This is a genomic window from Armatimonadota bacterium (assembly GCA_036504095.1).
Taxonomy (GTDB): Bacteria; Armatimonadota; DTGP01; order JAKQQT01; family JAKQQT01; genus DASXUL01.
In genome coordinates this window covers 121,757-139,009 of sequence record DASXVS010000045.1, presented here as the reverse complement: position 1 = coordinate 139,009, position 17,253 = coordinate 121,757, and the positions used below count along the sequence as shown (strand labels likewise).

Annotated in this window: 15 protein-coding genes; 10 read left to right on the top strand and 5 right to left on the bottom strand. The window is 61.3% G+C overall.

Annotation, left to right across the window (positions count from 1 at the left end; all coding sequences use genetic code 11):
• Positions 1 to 57: 57 nt before the first annotated feature.
• From VGM51_10460 to VGM51_10435, 6 genes are all read left to right on the top strand, one after another.
• The gene (locus tag VGM51_10460) at positions 58 to 1,902 is read left to right on the top strand and encodes a glutamate mutase L (GenBank protein ID HEY3413461.1); all 1,845 of its coding nucleotides are present in this window, start codon (positions 58 to 60) and stop codon (positions 1,900 to 1,902) included.
• 121 nt (positions 1,903 to 2,023) lie between these two features.
• Positions 2,024 to 2,377 (top strand): STAS domain-containing protein, encoded by a 354-nt coding sequence (locus VGM51_10455; protein ID HEY3413460.1) that lies wholly within the window; start codon positions 2,024 to 2,026, stop codon positions 2,375 to 2,377.
• Positions 2,374 to 3,612 carry a radical SAM family heme chaperone HemW gene (hemW, locus tag VGM51_10450; GenBank protein ID HEY3413459.1) on the top strand — a complete coding sequence of 413 codons (1,239 nt, stop codon included), beginning with the start codon at positions 2,374 to 2,376 and terminating at the stop codon, positions 3,610 to 3,612. The genes VGM51_10455 and hemW overlap by 4 nt, the downstream gene beginning before the upstream one ends.
• Positions 3,613 to 3,648: 36 nt before the next feature.
• Positions 3,649 to 4,137 carry a transcriptional regulator NrdR gene (gene nrdR, locus VGM51_10445; protein HEY3413458.1) on the top strand — a complete coding sequence of 163 codons (489 nt, stop codon included), beginning with the start codon at positions 3,649 to 3,651 and terminating at the stop codon, positions 4,135 to 4,137.
• A gap of 76 nt (positions 4,138 to 4,213) precedes the next feature.
• Positions 4,214 to 4,912, top strand: coding sequence for a glycosyltransferase family 2 protein (locus tag VGM51_10440; GenBank protein ID HEY3413457.1), 699 nt, complete (start codon positions 4,214 to 4,216; stop codon positions 4,910 to 4,912).
• Positions 4,913 to 5,010: 98 nt separating this feature from the next.
• Positions 5,011 to 5,271 (top strand): CPXCG motif-containing cysteine-rich protein, encoded by a 261-nt coding sequence (locus tag VGM51_10435; GenBank protein HEY3413456.1) that lies wholly within the window; start codon positions 5,011 to 5,013, stop codon positions 5,269 to 5,271.
• 80 nt (positions 5,272 to 5,351) lie between these two features.
• Here VGM51_10435 and VGM51_10430 read toward each other — a convergent pair whose 3' ends face one another.
• Together VGM51_10430 and gyrA are read right to left on the bottom strand one after the other, a co-directional pair.
• On the bottom strand, positions 5,352 to 5,888 hold the full coding sequence (locus VGM51_10430; protein HEY3413455.1) for a rubrerythrin family protein: 537 nt from the start codon (positions 5,886 to 5,888) through the stop codon (positions 5,352 to 5,354).
• A 114-nt stretch (positions 5,889 to 6,002) separates the two neighbouring features.
• Positions 6,003 to 8,489 (bottom strand): DNA gyrase subunit A, encoded by a 2,487-nt coding sequence (gene gyrA, locus VGM51_10425; GenBank protein ID HEY3413454.1) that lies wholly within the window; start codon positions 8,487 to 8,489, stop codon positions 6,003 to 6,005.
• Positions 8,490 to 8,705: 216 nt separating this feature from the next.
• Here gyrA and VGM51_10420 point away from each other — a divergent pair, with 216 nt between their 5' ends.
• The 4 genes from VGM51_10420 (at position 8,706) to VGM51_10405 (ending at position 12,885) form a co-directional block, all read left to right on the top strand.
• Positions 8,706 to 11,099, top strand: a complete 2,394-nt coding sequence (locus tag VGM51_10420; GenBank protein ID HEY3413453.1) for an extracellular solute-binding protein — start codon at positions 8,706 to 8,708, stop codon at positions 11,097 to 11,099.
• Between the two features lie 11 nt (positions 11,100 to 11,110).
• Complete coding sequence (locus tag VGM51_10415) at positions 11,111 to 11,365, top strand: DUF4342 domain-containing protein (GenBank protein HEY3413452.1); 255 nt, start codon at positions 11,111 to 11,113, stop codon at positions 11,363 to 11,365.
• 16 nt (positions 11,366 to 11,381) lie between these two features.
• Positions 11,382 to 12,413 carry a deoxyguanosinetriphosphate triphosphohydrolase gene (locus tag VGM51_10410; GenBank protein HEY3413451.1) on the top strand — a complete coding sequence of 344 codons (1,032 nt, stop codon included), beginning with the start codon at positions 11,382 to 11,384 and terminating at the stop codon, positions 12,411 to 12,413.
• A 145-nt stretch (positions 12,414 to 12,558) separates the two neighbouring features.
• Complete coding sequence (locus VGM51_10405; GenBank protein HEY3413450.1) at positions 12,559 to 12,885, top strand: hypothetical protein; 327 nt, start codon at positions 12,559 to 12,561, stop codon at positions 12,883 to 12,885.
• Positions 12,886 to 13,044: 159 nt separating this feature from the next.
• Here VGM51_10405 and dnaA read toward each other — a convergent pair whose 3' ends face one another.
• From dnaA to VGM51_10390, 3 genes are all read right to left on the bottom strand, one after another.
• Positions 13,045 to 14,478 carry a chromosomal replication initiator protein DnaA gene (dnaA, locus tag VGM51_10400; protein HEY3413449.1) on the bottom strand — a complete coding sequence of 478 codons (1,434 nt, stop codon included), beginning with the start codon at positions 14,476 to 14,478 and terminating at the stop codon, positions 13,045 to 13,047.
• 241 nt (positions 14,479 to 14,719) lie between these two features.
• Positions 14,720 to 15,379, bottom strand: coding sequence for a response regulator transcription factor (locus VGM51_10395; protein HEY3413448.1), 660 nt, complete (start codon positions 15,377 to 15,379; stop codon positions 14,720 to 14,722).
• Positions 15,376 to 17,241, bottom strand: coding sequence for a GAF domain-containing sensor histidine kinase (locus tag VGM51_10390; GenBank protein ID HEY3413447.1), 1,866 nt, complete (start codon positions 17,239 to 17,241; stop codon positions 15,376 to 15,378). Before VGM51_10390 ends, VGM51_10395 begins: the two co-directional genes overlap by 4 nt.
• Between the last annotated feature and the right edge of the window lie 12 nt (positions 17,242 to 17,253).

The window sequence follows — 17,253 nt, the reverse complement described above, 5'->3', positions numbered from 1 at the left end:
GAGGAGGCCCAAACGTGATAGAATGGTGTAGCATCCTAACCTGGACAGAGGCGACCCTTGAACGAGATATCAATCAACATAGATGATGTGACCACCATTCTGGCTACCGACTGCGGTTCAACCACAACGAAGGCCATCCTGATCGAGAAGCGTGGCGACGAATACCGCCTGACGACCCGCGGCGAAGCCCCCACTACCGTTGAAGCGCCTTTCGACGACGTCACCGTCGGCGTCGTCAACGCCGTTCGCGAACTGGAAGAGCTCTCCGGCCGCACTCTCCTGAACGTGACGGACGAGACGAAGGGCGCCGAGGGCAAGAGCGCGATCATCACCCCCCAGCGCGACGACAAGACCGGCGCCGATCTTTACCTCAGCACGTCCAGCGCGGGCGGCGGCCTGCAGATGAGCGTGGCCGGCGTGGTGAAGACGATGAGCGCGGAATCCGCGAATCGCGCCGCTCTCGGTGCCGGTGCGATCGTCATCGACACCGTGGCCGTGGACGATGGACGCAAAGACCACGAAAAGGTGGAGCGCATACGTCAATTGCGACCCGACATGCTTCTGATGAGCGGGGGGACCGACGGTGGAACCGTTACCCATCTGGTGGACCTGGCCCAGATGCTCGTGGCCGCCGATCCGAAGCCGCGCCTGGGAATCGGGCTCAAAATTCCCGTCATTTTCGCCGGGAACAAGAACGCCGTGGGGCCAGTGGAAGAAGTGCTCGAAAACCGCGTGGACCTCAAGGTTGTGGACAACCTTCGGCCAGAGATGGACCGCGAAAACCTCGGTCCCGCCCGGGAAGCAATCCACGAGCTGTTTCTGCAGCACGTGATGCAGCAGGCGCCCGGTTACGGCAAACTCATGACCTGGACGAGTTCCGGCATCATGTCCACGCCGAACGCCGTTGGCAAAATCATCGAAACCATCGCCGAGCAGATGCAGATCAACGTCCTGGCGGTGGATATCGGCGGAGCGACAACCGACGTTTTCAGCGTCTTCGATGGCGTTTTCAATCGAACCGTATCGGCGAACCTCGGCATGAGTTACTCCATCTGCAATGTTCTCACCGAGGCGGGCGTTCCCAACATTCAGCGGTGGATCCCGTTCCCGATCAGCGACGACGATTTACGCAACCGCCTGCGCAACAAGATGATCCGCCCCACGACCGTGCCGCAAGACCTTGAAGACCTTCTCATTGAGCACGCCGTATCGCGGGAGGCGCTGCGCCTGGCCTTCGACCACCATAAATCACTCGCGCGCGGTCTCAAAGGTGTACAGAAGATCCGCACGGTCGGTGAGGCGATTTCGCAGGAGGCCAGCGGCGCCACGCTGGTGAACCTGTGGAATCTCCATATGATCGTCGGGTCCGGCGGCGTGCTCAGCCATGCGCCCCACCGGGCGCAATCCGCTCTGATGATGCTCGACGCCTACCAGCCCGTGGGTATCACCATGCTGGCCGTTGACAGCATCTTCATGATGCCCCAACTGGGCATCCTTTCCACCGTCCACCCGCAGGCGGCCGCGCAGGTGTTCGAGCGTGACTGCCTGATCAAACTGGGTGACAGCGTTGCCGGCGTCGGTCCCGCCAATGCCGCCGGCACGGCGTTTGTCGTGCAGATGGACGGCGCTGAAATTGCCGTTCAGACAGGCGAATTGAAACTGATCCCCCTCGCCCTCGGCGAGAAGAAGACGGTAACAATCCATCCCGGCAAGGGTTGGAATCTTGGGGCAGGAAAGAACAAAACAGTCGAGCACGCGGTTGTAGAAGGCGGCGTGGTCGGGCTCATTCTCGACGGGCGTGGCCGGCCGCTGGTACTTCCGCCGGCCGATGCGCAAAGAACAGCCAAGCTGAATGAGTGGCTTCGCGCGATGGCTCTGCCAACGGTTCAGCAGAACACATAATATGAACGTGGCGAAAGCCATGAGCAGGCGCGCCTGAGCCATGCTTGCTCGCAAAGGATTGCCTCGGACTGGGTGCTCGTGTGCAGCGGCTTTGGAAGCTGCATCGAGGAGGGAATACAACGTGGACGAAGTCAGGTTAGAAACACAGATTCGCGCCATCAGCCGTTTTGCGGTGATCGATGTGTCGGGCGAGATTGACCTGTACACGGCGCCGCAGTTCAAACGCGCGCTTTCCGACACTATCGATGATGGACACCGGCATATCGTGGTGAACCTGAAGCAGGTCTCATATATGGATAGCAGCGGATTCGGCACTCTGCTGGGCGCGACGAAGAGGGTGCGTCCGGACGGCGGATCCGTCAATCTGGTCGGCTGCAATGACGCCATTCATCGAATGCTCCGCATCACCCGGCTGAATACGGTATTCGGTATTTACGACGACGAAGACGCAGCGGTTCGCGCGTTGGACACGTGATCATTCAAGAGAAGCCGCCGGCCCAGGATACAAAGGAGCGACCCTCCCCTTCCCCCGGCCCCGTTCTGTCGCGTTCCACGGCGTTATTTCCCGGACTGTACATCCACATCCCGTTCTGCGAACGCAAGTGTTCGTATTGCGACTTCAACTCCGGCGTATACGCGCCGGAGGTCCGCGAACGGTATGTCCGCGCTCTCCTGAAGGACATACTCGCTTCCCCGTTCGCCGGAACGCGCGCCCAATCCGCCTTCTTTGGCGGAGGAACACCCTCTGTTTTGCCCGCCTCGTCGATTCAGCGCCTCATGACCGCGCTTACCGGCACCTTTCGCCTTGACGCCGACGCGGAGGTGACCGTCGAATGCAACCCTGGCACGATCGCCTCGGAACGCATGGCAGGCGAGACCACCGAAGCGTTTCTCCGGCATTTGAAGGAAGCAGGAGTCAACCGCCTGAGTTTCGGCGTGCAGAGCCTCGACGCCGGCCTTCTCAAGACCCTCGGACGCATTCACAGCCCGGAGCAGGCTATCGAGTCCGTCCGCCTAGCCCGGGACGCCGGATTCGCCAACATCAACATCGACCTGATGTTCGCCCTGCCGGGTCAGACGAGAGCCCAGTGGGCCGACACCCTGGCCGGCGCACTGGCGCTTGAACCGGAGCACATTTCGGCGTACAGCCTCATCGTTGAGCCAGACACTCCGTTCGCCCTCTGGGACGGGCAGGGCCGTCTGCCAAAAGTCAGCCAGGACGATGAAGCCGAAATGTATGAGACCGCCATCGGGACGCTCACAGCCGCCGGCTACGAGCATTTCGAGGTATCCGCTTTCGCACGGCCCGGGAAACGGAGCGTCCACAACGCCATCTACTGGCGCAATGAGGACTATCTTGGGTTCGGCGTTGGCGCGGCATCCTATACAGACGGCGAACGCAGCACGCGGGAGGGCAGGCTGGAGAGTTACGTTCAGTTGGCCGAAACTGGGAAGGACACCATCGTGTCCCGCGAACGGCTTGACCGACGGGGCCAAATGGGCGAAACCATGATGATGGGGCTTCGTATCCTGGATGGGGTCAACCGCGAGGCCTTCGCCAGCCGGTTCGGCGCGGACCCGTGCGCCGAGTTCGCCGGCGAGATTGCGGCCCTTTCCCGGCAGGGACTTCTCGAAGTGACGCCGGATGCAATTCGACTCACCCACCGCGGCCTTTTCCTGGCCAACGAGGTCTGGGAAGCGTTCGTCTGACGCCTGCGCCGACCCTGAAACCTGAATCTCAAAACTATGAAGTGTCCGTTTTGCGGAGAAGATAACGATCGCGTCATCGACAGCCGTTCCAGCGACGGCGGCGAGACCATCCGCCGCCGGCGCGAATGCCTCGTTTGCCTGCGCCGTTGCACAACCGTCGAACGAGTGGACGTAAACGTGCCGGTCGTGATCAAGATCGACGGGAGACGGGAGCCGTTCAACCGGGAAAAGATCCTCCGCGGCCTTCGCGCGGCGTGCACCAAGCGCCCTGTGAGCACCGAGGTTTTGAACCAGATCGCTGACGAAGTGGAACGCGCGGCCGCAAACTCCGGCCAGTCCGAAATCAAGAGCAGCGTCCTGGGCGCGATGGTTATGCAGAGGCTTCGCGCGCTCGACGATATCGCCTACATCCGCTTCGCCAGCGTCTACCGGAGGTTCGAGGACGTGGATTCCCTGTTGGCCGAAGCCGAGGATGTGCGCTCGTCTCCGAGAGTGACCGAGGACCAGCCGGCACTCCCGCTATAGCCCGGATTTGGAATTGCCCGGCGGTCGGCGGATAGAGTGATAAGGCGTCTCGCCAAGAGGGGAACTACAGGGATACATGAATCTTCGCGTTGCGGCGATAATTCCGGCATATAACGAAGAGACCCGGATCACTCGAGTACTGGAGGCGGTAACGTCTTCTTCGGCAATCTCGGAAATCTGGGTTGTGGACGATGGTTCCGGTGATCGTACCTACCAGGAGGCTTCCGCCGTTCCCGGCGTGAAAGCGCTCCGCCTGAGGGAGAACCTCGGCAAGGGTGCGGCAATGATGGCCGGCGCCCTGCAGACAAACGTGGATGCCCTTCTGTTCCTCGATGCGGACCTCAGCGGCCTGACTCCGAATCACATCGCGGATCTAGTCGAGCCGGTCGTCAGCGGTCGCGCAGACATGACCGTCGGCGTCTTTCGCGGAGGGCGGTTCCTCACGGACCTCGCCCAGAAACTAGCCCCGCACATCTCGGGCCAGCGGTGCATGCTTCGCTCCTCCTTCCTGGAGGCCTCACACGTGTCTGAACTCCGCTACGGGGTTGAAATGGCGCTCTACCGCCACGCGCAGGTCCAGCAACTCCGCATCGAATCGGTCACTCTGCTCGGCGTGACCCACCCGATGAAAGAAGAGAAGATCGGCTACATACGCGGCACCATCGCCCGAATCCATATGTACGTCGAGGTTATCGGCGGTTCGCTTGCCCCCACCATTGAGGCACGCCGACAGACCATCACCCGCCTGCTGCGCGAAACGTTCGGCACGCGGTAAACCCTACCGGATTCCCTCGGCGCAAGAACGCCTCCGGCGTGGCGCCATCTCCTCAAACCATGTGGTCCGCCCTGACGTCGCGCGCTAACATCGATGTCATGAACAACGGAACTGCAGAACTGGAAAACGTGGTGATCCATGACGAGGATGAGGCGGACAGCGCAGAAATGGGGGGTGTGGAGACGTACACCTGCGCCTTCTGCGGTGAGCCGAACGAGTTGTTCGTAGATCGTACCGCCAGCAAGCACCAGCAGTTCACGGAGGATTGCGATGTGTGCTGCCGTCCGAACCTCATTACCGTCCAGATAGACCCGGATGAAGTGTTGTGGATCGACGCCGAGCAGGAGGATGAAGCCTAGGTGAAGGGCTGAGGGCTGAGGTGAGAGGGCTGAGGCCAACCGGATCTCAGCCCTCAGCCCTTACATCTCAGCCCTGCTGCTTAGTACTCTTCTACCATCCGCTCGAAGAACGCCTGCGGATGGCTGCACAGCGGGCAGACGCCGGGCGCTTCCGGGCCTTCGTGGATGTGCCCGCAGTTGCGGCAGATCCACTTCACCGTTTCCGGCTTCTTGAAGACGGTCTCGTTCTTCACGTTCTCCGCCAAAGCCCGATAGCGCGCTTCGTGGTGCGCTTCCACTTCGGCGATCTCGGAGAACATTTTGGCGATATCGGCGAACCCTTCCTCCTGGGCGATTCTGGCGAAATCGGGGTACATCGAGGTCCACTCGTGGTTCTCGCCACCGGCAGCTTCCAGAAGGTTGTCCAGGGTCTTCCCCTTCAGGCCGCCGGCCGCGCGAAGGAGGAGCTTCGCGTGCTCTCTTTCGTTGTTCGCGGTCTCTTCAAAGATCGCCGCGATCTGTTCATAGCGGGCTTTTCGGGCGACGCTCGCGAAGAAGGTGTACCTGTTGCGCGCCTGCGATTCGCCGGCGAATGCGGCCATCAGATTGGCCAGTGTTTTCGAGCCTTCGAGTTCCATCGTGTTGTCTCCTGTGAAATGGGATGATCACTGCAGAATGGTCAAGGCGTCACTGAGTCAACGTGCCGTAGGCATCCCCCGCTGACCCATTGACTCGTTGAGACGTCGATCGATTCATCCGCTGCTTGTCAGGTCGTCCAGAACTTCCGGCTGGTGGATCATCCGCTCGATGCTGCTCACCACATCACCGGTGGCCAGACGCTGAAGCATAACGCCCTGGGCGGTCCGGCCGGTTTGGCGGATGTCCGCAACGTCCATTCGAATCGCGATGCCGTTTTTGGTCACCATCAGAAGGCGGTCTTCCCGGGCCACGGTGAGGGCGTCGTGCACCGGTCCGGTCTTCGCCGTCACATTCATCGTATGGACGCCGCGGCCGCCGCGGGTCTGCAACCGGTAGTAATCCACCGGAGTGCGTTTGCCGAATGCCCGCTCGCTGACCACCAGGATTTCCCCCCGGTGCGGATCGCGGATGCGTACCATCGCGATGCACCTGTCCGCGACGCCGCTCTTGCTCCGTTCCGCGTTGTCCAGCAGGATGCCGCGCACTCCGCCGCTGGTCCGGCCGGAGCATCGCACATCGGTCTCGCTGAACCGGATGCTCATCCCTTCGCGGGTGGCGAAAAGTATCTGGTCGTCCCCGTGTGTGCTGACCACCCAACGCAGCTGATCGCCTTCCTCCACGTCGAAAGCCTTGATTCCCTGGTTCTTAAGGTGGCGGAAATCGGCGATCTGGATGCGCTTGACTTCGCCCATTTCGGTTCCCATCACCAGGTAGCCTTCGGCCGCGAGGTCCGCCATGGGAATGATGGCCTTGACGTTTTCGTCGGCTTCCTTGTTTATGAGGTTGACGATGGCTGTACCCATGGCCTGGCGGCTCGTGAGCGGTATTTCGTAGGCCTTCAGGCGGTACACACGCCCACGATCCGTGAAGAAGAGGATGTAGTCGTGGGTGCGGGCGATGAACAGGTGCTCGACTTCGTCCATTTCTTTGGTCGCGGCCGCGCTTACCCCGCGCCCTCCCCTGCCCTGCGTGCGATAGGTATCGATGGAGACTCGCTTGACGTAGCCCTGCCGCGTGATGGTGACGATGGTATCTTCTTGCGGGATGAGGTCTTCATCGCCGATCTCCTCGGCTTCCAGCGGGAGGATCTTGGTGCGCCGTTCGTCGCCGTACTTGTCTTTGATGTACTTGATCTCGGACTTGATGAGCTCGCGGAGCTTCGCCGGGTTGCTCAGGACGTCTTCCAGGTAGTGAATGAGCTTGAGCTTATCGCGGAACTCGTCACTGATGACTTGGCCCTCGAGGCGGGTCAACTGGAACAGCCGCATCTCGCCGATGCGCTGAGCCTGCAGCGTGCTGAAGCCGTACTTGGCCACAAGGTTCTTTCGGGCGTCGTCCGGACCGTCGGACGCTCGAATCGTGGCGATGACTTCATCCAGGATGTCCAGCGCCTTGAGGAAACCCTCGAGAATGTGCGCCCGCAGCAGCGCGCCTTCCAGATCGTATCGGCTGCGGCGTTCGATCACCTCCGCCCGGTGCAGGATGTACTGGTGGATCATCTGCGGCAGCGAAAGGACCTTTGGCTGCCCCTTGACGAGCGCCAGCATGATGACGCCGAACGTTGTGCGGAGCGGGGTGTGCTTGTAAAGGTGATTCAGGATGCGTTTCGGCTGGGCGTCGCGCCGCAGTTCCACGACGATGCGCATGCCTGTGCGGTCGGACTCGTCTCGCAGGTCCGTGATACCGTCGATCTTCTTCCCCTTCACCATGTCAACGATCTGCTCGATGATGCGGTTGGGGTTCACCTGATACGGCAGTTCACTGATGATGATCCGGTTCTTGCCGTTCTCCATCGGTTCGACAATCGCCTGTCCCTGCATCGTGATCGACCCGCGGCCCGTCTCATAAGCCTCCCGGATGCCCCTCGTGCCGAGAATGAGGCCCTTGCCCGGGAAATCAGGGCCGGTGATGAAATGCATCAACTGCTCGGCCGTGGCGTCGGGATTGTCCACCTGGAACGTGATTCCGTCGCATAATTCCGTGAGGTTATGGGGCGGGATATTCGTTGCCATTCCCACGGCGATGCCGCTTGCCCCGTTTGCGAGAAGGAACGGGAATTTGGCCGGCAGTACGCTTGGCTCTGTCCGGGTATTGTCGTAGTTGGGGACCAGGTTGACGGTGTTCTTGTCCAGGTCCGCGAGCATCTCCATGGCGAACGGGGACATTTTCACTTCGGTGTATCGTTGCGCGGCGGGCGAGTCTCCACCGATGCTGCCGAAGTTGCCCTGCCCTATTACCAGCGGATAGCGCAAGGTGAAATCCTGCGCCATGCGGACGAGAGTCGGGTAGATGACCGTGTCGCCGTGAGGGTGGTAGTTTCCGGAAGTGTCACCGGTAATCTTGGCGGATTTGCGGCTCTGGGCGTTGGGGGATAGGTTCAGGTCATTCATCGCCATCAGGATGCGTCGCTGAACCGGTTTGAGGCCGTCGCGCACGTCCGGCAGGGCACGCGCCACAATAACGGACATCGAGTAGAGCAGATAACTCTGCTTCATCTCATCCTGGATATTGATAGGTATGACAAGTTTGGCGATGTCCATCTATTGTCCCTTCTGTCCTGGCGGCCGTCTCCCCTTCAAACAGGATCATGGCCCCGCTTTCGCGAGGCCACAGCCGCCCATAATTCCCACTATTTGTCAGTCATATTATAGGCATTTTGAGCGTGAAATTGGTAGTGCAGGGCACGATACGGAGCGCGCACGGCGGTGCGGGCTCAGCGCCTTCTGGCGGGGCGGCGCCGCTATAATGAACCAACCATGAGAACTCTCGCTGCTTTGGCCCTGACGGCATCGATCCTCGCGCCGGTTTGCGCTGCACCGCCCCTGACCCTGGTCATGTGGGGACCCGGATTGGAGCGGACGCGCGATACTGAGGGGTTCGATGCGGAAGTCGCCGCCTTCGAGAAGCAGCACGGCTGCCGCGTCCGCAGGCTGGATATGGCCGCCGGGCACATGGACGCCCAGAAGCTCTCCACGGCGATTGCGGGAAACGTTCCGCCGGCGCTCGTCCGCCAGGGGCGCTTCAATATCGGGGATTTCGCGTCCCGTGATGCCTTTCAACGCCTCGACGACCTTATCGCCCGCGATGAGGGCCGCCCAGATGGGGTCCACAAGCGCGATTTCTACGCGGCGGCGTGGAACGAAGCGACCTTTGACGGGAGCGTGTATGGTATCCCCGACAGCCTGGATGACCGTGCGCTGTACTACAACCGCGATGCATTTCGCGCCGCCGGCCTGGATCCCGACCGTCCCCCGCGAACGTGGAGCGAACTCAAACGGATGGCGGTCAAACTGACGCGGTTTGACCGCAACGGAAACATCGAACGCGTTGGCTATCTCCCGAACTACGGCAATGTATGGTTCTATATGTATGCCTGGCAGAATGACGGCGAATTCCTGAGCCCGGACGGGAGGCGATGCACGCTTGATGACCCGCGTAACGTCGAGGCGCTGGCCTATATGGCCGGCCTGTACAACGCGATTGGCGGCCTTTCGAAAGTGGATGCGTTCACCAGTGGCATGCGCGACGGGGTACAGGACCCGTTCCTCACCGGCGACGTGGCGATGAAGGTTGACGGCAACTGGTTCCTGGAGTCGATCGTTCGCTACAACCCGACCCTGGATTTCGGAGTCGCGCCGGCACCTGTGCCGGACGCAAGGTACCGCCACGAAGGACGCTATCGCAACGAGACTACATGGGTCACGTGGTGCGGCGGGTTCTCCTGGGTCATTCCGCGCGGCGTGCCCGCCGGCATGCGCGACCTCGCGTGGGACTTCATCCGATGGGACAACAGCCTGGAGGCGCAACGCCTCCGATACAGAGTGCAGCGCGCAGAGTTTGCCAAGGTCGGCCGCAAACTCGTGCCGGACATGCGCGCGAATCGCATCGTAAACGAAGCGCTGCTTCGCGATTTTACGCCCCGTATGCCGCGTATCCGCCAGGGAATTGGCGTCTTCAGGGACCTCATGCCATACGCCCGTTACCGGCCGGTCACTTTTGTGGGGCAGCGGCTGTGGGATGAGCACGTTCGAGCGATGGACCAGGCCGCGCGAGGGGTGGATCCTGCCGTCGCCCTGCACCAGGGTACGCTGTCGGTCCAGCGGGAACTGGACCGGACGTTCGCCCGGGCTCAACATCCGGAACTGCCGCGGTCCGTCTACGTCACCCTCACAGCCCTCGTCGCTGCCCTCCTCGCTGCCGGCAGCGGGTGGCTTTACGGGACGACGCGGCGGCAGCCCCGAAACGCAAGGGCGGAAACACGGGCGGCTTATCTGTTCGCCGCGCCCTGGATCGCCGGGTTTGTTGTGTTCACGCTGGGACCCATCGTGGCGAGCATCCTGCTATCGTTCTGCGACTACGATGTCCTGCATCCGCCGCGTTGGGTGGGGATGCTCAACTACACCGAGCTCACAAGCGCGTCGGGTGACGGGCCGCTTCTGCTGAAATCGTTCGGCAATGTTGCCTTCATGAGCTTCTTCGGGATTCCGCTGACGATGTTCACTGGTCTTGCGATCGCGATGCTGCTGAACGCCCGGGTTAAGGCTATGCATTGGTACCGGACGGCATACTACCTGCCCGCGATCATGCCGGTTGTCGCGGGCGCGATACTTTGGGTCTGGCTGCTGAACCCGCAATACGGCGTCATCGACATCGTGTGGAGAGCGACTATCACGCGCTGGCTTGGACAGGCAGCGCCCAACTGGCTGGCCGAAGAGGCGTGGGCAAAGCCGGCGTATATCCTGCTCGGGCTTTGGAGTGCGGGGAGCGGGATGATCCTCTGGCTCGCCGGCCTGCAAGGTATCCCGCAGCATCTCTACGAGGCCGCGGAACTCGATGGCGCCGGCGCCTGGAGCAAGTTCCGGCATGTGACACTGCCACTGCTCACTCCCACCATCTTCTTCCTGGCGGTGATGGGCGTGATTGGCAGCCTGCAGATCTTCGAGGTCGCCTATATCATGCGCGGTGCGGGACCGCTCGGCTACCCGAACGACTCCACGATGATGCCGGTGGTCTTGCTCTTCCAGAACGCTTTCACGTACTTTAAGATGGGATACGCAAGCGCGCTTGCGTGGATGCTGTTTGTGGTGATTCTGGGTATTACGCTGATACAACTGCGTTTCGGATCCAGGTGGGTCCATTACGGTGAGTAAGGAAATATGAAATGAGCCAGGAACGAACCGATAATGGGGCCGCGTCGGCCAGTCCCAGGGTCGAGGCCGCGCTGGCGGTTGGGTCGGACATTCTGGATGAAGTCCAGTCAACGCTGAGCGGCGGGCGCATCCGGCGCGTACGCATCAAACTGGGACGCCGCACTATCCGGGAGATCCCGGTTCAGGCGGCAGCCCTGACCGCGATCCTCATAGCAGCGGCGGCCGTCATTGTCAGCCAACTTAGCATCGAGATCGACAAGGACTGACACCTCGCGTTTGCCCATGAACATTCGCGAAAGGACGGAGGATAAGGAGGATCGATTCCTTGGGCCCAGGGGGGCCCGTAGCGCGTCCTCACGTGGCCGTGCCCGTCCCGAGGAGCCGGACACCATCCGTACCGCCTTTGCCCGCGATCGGGACCGTATCCTACACTGCAAGTCCTTTCGGCGCCTGAAGCACAAAACCCAGGTGTTCCTGGCAACCGAAAACGACCACTATCGAACGCGCCTCACGCATACCCTGGAGGTCGCCCAGATCGCCCGGACCGTCGCCCGGGCGCTTGAATTAAACGAGGACCTCACCGAAGCCATCGCGCTGGGGCACGACCTTGGCCATACGCCGTTCGGGCACGCCGGCGAGAGGGCTCTCGACGCCGCGTTGCAATCCCACGATCCCGCGGCCCGATTTCGCCACTTCGAACAGAGCCTGCGAGTTGTGGAGGTTCTCGAAAACCAGGGCGCCGGATTGAACCTCACGTGGGAGGTCCTGGACGGGATCGGCCATCATTCCAAAGGCCGTGCCGGCATTGCCGGGAAGGATCTGCCCGCCACGATGGAAGGGCAATGCGTCCGCATCGCAGACCGGGTGGCATACGTCCACCACGATTTCGAGGACGCCGTCCGCGCGGGGTTCCTGTGCGAAGATGATCTGCCCGAGGATGTTCTGCGCGTATTCGGACGGACGCCCGGGCAGCGGATGGCCTATGTCATCACCGATCTGGTGGAGCATTCGCAGAACGCGGACCCGATCGGATTCTCCCCGGAGACAGCCCGTCTGCTGGACACGCTCAAGGAGTTCCTCTTTGAGCGCGTCTACACGCGGGAGCTGGACAAGAACCTGGGGCTGGACGTGGAGAACGTCGTGCGCACACTTTTTGACCGTGCACTGGCGGACCCGGGTTTCGTGCCGGATTGGCTGCGCTCCGTCGCCGCGAGGGAATACGGCGATACCGACCGCGCCGTTGTTCAGGCGGCCGTCGATTTCGTGGCAGGCATGACCGACCGCTACGCCCTCAGCCTCGCCTCAAAAGCGTGATCTGCAACGTGTCCCCCGCTGATGGAATCAGCCGCGGCTTCGATGTAAACGCGTTCGCCGCCCCGCGCCACGCGCTGCTATAATTGCCCACTGTAACTCTGCGAGGACTACGTGATCCGATTGCGGCCGCCTGGAGTATTCAACCATGGACACAGAGACTGTAATAACCTGTCACTGCGGGCAAATTGTGCAGGAGAAAGACATCCTGCAACATGGCCGGTTTCCGCGGCTGATGAGCCCGGGATTTCTTTATGTGAAGTTCCGCTGTCCGCGATGCAAACGCCTGGGCGAGAGGTTCGTACCTCAGGGCGCAGGCAGCGGGAGGGCGGCAAGGGCTGGGCTGGAGATCTCCGGCGATGACGCCATCCGGTTCAAAGCGATGGGCGATATTGAGCTGGACGAAGTGATCGATTTCCACTTCCAGTTGGAGTCCCGACCGCTTCGCGACCTCGTTGACAGCAGTGATGGCTAGAGCCCGGCATGCGTTCTTCCCGCCCGAAACATCTGGGCGTCTGAGCGTGAAATCTGTCTTCCGGCCAAGACGGTTGATGAGGCATAGCCGGATTCCTTCGGCCGACCAGGCGCCGCGGATCGCTCGGAGCTCGTGACTCGCTTCAACCCGCGCCGAAGCCTATGCGCTCTTGCGCAGTCCCTCCGTCAGTTCGGCAAGCCGCTTGGACAGATCGAGGTCTGACTTGAGGAGCGCGCGGATCTTCTGGCAGGAGTGGACAACGGTGCTGTGGTCCTTTCCGCCGAAATTGCGGCCTATCTCCGGCAGGCTGGCGCCCGTGAGCTCGCGGATGAGGTGCATGCTCACCTGGCGGGCGAAGACGATGGCCCGCGAGCGGCACGTTCCGTTGATCTCGGCGACGGTGACATCGAATGCCTGGGCGACGGCCTTCTTCACCTCGTCCGGAGTCACCCCCTCCTCCCCGCAGCGCTGGGAGAAATAGGAGCCCAAGACGTCCCCGGCGAGTTGCTGCGTAATGGCGCTGTGTGTCACGCTCGCATACGCCAGCAGTTTGATCAGGGCGCCCTCGAGTACGCGTATGTTGCTTTGTACTAACTCCGCCATGTACAGGAGCACATCATCGGGGATCGGAGCGCCTTCAACCTGAGCCTTGGCCTGAAGTATGGCGATGCGCGTCTCAAGGTCTGGCGCGCCGATATCCGCGATCAGGCCCGCTTCGAAACGGGAACGAAGACGGTTATCGAGACGCAGGTCCTTGGGAGCACGGTCGCTGCTCAGAACGATCTGTTTGCCTGTGTCCCGCAGTGTGTTGAACGTGTGAAAGAACTCCTCTTCGGTCCGTTCCTTGTCCGCGATGAACTGGATATCGTCTACCAGCCAGACATCGGCGTGCCGGAAACGACGGCGGAACTCGTCCATCTTGCGTTCACGGATAGCGGCGACGTACTGGGTGGTGAACGACTCTCCGGACATGTAGGCGACGCGGCAGCGGGGATTGTCCGCCTTGGCACCGTGGCCGATCGCGTGCATCAAATGGGTCTTGCCGAGCCCCGCGCCCCCGTAGAGGAACAACGGGTTGAAAGCCGCGCCAGGTTTCCGGGCCGCGGCGATGGCGCCGGCCTGGGCCAGGCGGTTGCAGGCCCCGACCACGAAAGTATCGAAGGTATACCGTTCGTTAAGCGGCACACCGCCGAACATGGCCTCGTCGGAGATCGCTTCCGCGGTCCGGGTGGTCACCGCGGCGACGGGCCTCGATGTGAACGTGTCCCTCTTCGTTGCGCGGGGCTCCGGCGCCGCATCGGACGCGGCGTGCTCTGTTACCGAGAAGCGAAGCCGCACCGGCTCTCCGAATGCAGCCTCCACACACTCCTCGAGCAGGGACGCGTACTTCTTTTCGACCCACGAGCGCTTGAACTCGGACGGCGCACCGATTACGAGGGCGTTGTCCTCAACAGCGCTTGGCTTAAGATCGCGCAGCCAGGATTCGAAAGTAGGGACGCCTGTTCGCTCGCGAGCCAAGTGTAAGGCGGCAGCCCACGCTTCCTGCGTGGTGGTCTCGCGCAATCCAAAATCAAGTTGAGAAGCGGTTGGCATGGATGGTTTCGGGACACGTACAGACCGGGCTCACAAACCTGGGGGACGTCAGAACAGGCTTACTCATGCTACCGTTGGGAACGCACCTAAAGCCATTCTTAAGGCCGCTCAAATTGGGCCGAAAGGTGTTATTGAAGGACATACCTTTCGCCGAAAATCGGCCTCCCGGATTTGATGTCCAAGAGGCCGCGAATGCAAGTTATACAGCGTGGATTACGCAGAAAAAGTCAAGTCCAATTTGCTAATCACTGATCTGAATGTATCCTCGTTTGAAGGCCGTCATGGCCGCCTGCGATCGGTCCTCGACATTCAGTTTATCGAAGACATTCGTAAGGTGGGATTTGACTGTCTTCTCGCTGATAAACAAAGCTTCCCCGATCGCCGAATTCGTCTGACCCTGGGCCACCAGGGTCAGGATCGCCCGTTCCCGGTTGGTGAGCGGATTGTCCACGGGGCTTGTGACGGCCGTCTGCAACCGTGACAGCCGAACGAATTCGTCCACGAGGCGGCTGGTAAGATCCTTGTCCGCCCAAACCTCGCCTTCGTGCACCGCGTGAATGGCCTTCACGAGGCTCAATGACGCGGCGTCCTTTAGCACAAAACCTCTCGCGCCACGCTTGAGCGCTTCAAACCCGTACTCCCCCTCGCTGAAGCCGGTCAGTATGATGAACCGGGTTGCCGGCGAGGCGTCGATCATCTCGGGAAGAGCATCAAGCCCGCTTCGCCCCGGCAATTGAACGTCCAGCAGAACGATATCCGGTTTGAATGTACGAACGGCGGCCAGCCCCGCGGCGGCGTCCGGGGCAGTGCCGAGGACCTCGATATCGTCTTCCAGATCCAGAATCTTCGTGAGGCCGTCTCGGACCAGTGCGTGGTCGTCCACGATGAGAACGCGAATCATACGGGCACTCCTTTCAAGATATCCGACGGGATGCGGCGCGGCACCAGGATTGTGAGGGTCGTTCCCTTGCCGGGCGCGCTTGCCCAATCCACCGCAGCGCCCATACCATTGGCGCGCTCGCAGATGTTGGCCAGCCCGAAATGGCCGTCACGCCGGAAATCATCAACCAGCGCGGTATCGAACCCCACCCCATCATCCTGGACGCGGAGTTCCACGTGAGACTCGGTAGTATTGACGGTGATGCGAACGCATGTCGCGCTCGCATGCTTGGCTACGTTGTTGAGTCCCTCTCTCATCATGGCGAACAGTTCGCTCAAATCATCAGCACCGAGGTCCAGTTCACGGTGATCGGTCTCGAACGAGATCGGGATGCGATGCTTGAGGCCGAATTCGTCGAGGTATCGCTGCGCCACCGAGCAAAACTCCCCGGGCTCGATTCGGAGCGGCTTCAATTCCGCCATGTAGCTGCGCGCTTCAACGAGGCCGGCCCGCACGTTCTTCTGCAGTTGTTCAATCTCGCCCCGGACGGCATCGGGCCGCTTGTCCATCAATCCGACGAGGTAGGCAAGGTGCAAGTCGACCTGTACGAGGGATTGAACGAAACTGTCGTGCAGGTCGCGGGAGATACGGTTCCGTTCCGCATCCAGTGCACGCTGTCGGAGGCGCTGCTGTTCCCTGTCCAGTTCCGTCAGCCGCGTGTTCTCAAGAGCGACGCCCAATTGCCGCGCGAACAGCGCGAAGGCGCGAAGGTCGCCCGGAGTAAACGCGTCCCAGGCGCGCGGCTTCTCCGCCCTGAGCACGCCCATCAACTGCCCCTCATATTCCACGGGCGCGGCCATCCTGTTGAGACGAGCGCCGCGACGCCACGCAATTGCGTGCGCCGGCTCTGTCGTACTTAACAGCACGGGCTCCTGCGCTCCCTCGGTTTCGCGCAATGAGCCGACGCGCCGCGACACGGTGGTCACCTGGTCGTCCTGGTCCAGGCGCCATTCCGCGAGTGAGTCCGGCGTGGCGGCCATCGCCAACCGCACTTCTCGCGAGGAGAACGTGTCCAGAATTTTGGAAAGGGCCAGAGGGATCAGGGTGGCTTCCGTGGCGGTGCTTGTCAGGAGGCCGTTTTCGTAGAGCCGCGCCAGCGTATTGGCGTCCCGCATCTGGCCGATATAGGCCTGATAGGCCACGTAGACGACGGCCAGGATGCTCATCGGGACCCACAGGAGGTATGGTCGGTCAAGCAAAAACGCCATCACGGCGGTCATTCCCACCGCGAGGTTCATGAAGAGCATCACGACGTTTTCGACGAAGAGGCTCTTGTAGTAACGCGAGTGGAACTTGCCCGCGTTCAGGCTGATAACGGTTCCGACCAGAAGGCGATTGGCGATGCTGTGTGTAAGCATCGCGGCGACGATGGCGGCCACGATGAACGTACCGCCAAGGCTCGTTGTGATAGCTTTGAAAACCAGGCCGGCCAGCGCCACGGAGACCATGATCTCGGAGGTGTTGAAGACCACCTGGATCTTCCGCCTTCGATGGGCCTGCATCTCGCGAACGAAATGAGCGAGGCCGCTGAGGAGTACGATCACGCCCGGGTCGAAATTGAAGAACAGCGCGACAAGGGCGGCTTCCGTGAACGTCAGCTCCACGTTATCGGGCTGTCCGCTGAAGCGGATGGTGAAGTTCAGCTGGTTGAGGGCATGCAGCACCAGGCCGGCGAACGCCAAACCCAACAGACGCCACGCGTCGTAATGGCCTGGCGGGTAGATTCGGAGCAGAACCGTGGGGAGAACCACCGCCAGAACCACGATGACCCCAACGAAAATCGTAAGGGGCGACAGCCGGGAGTTGCTTCTGCGTTCCGACATTTTGGGCGAAAG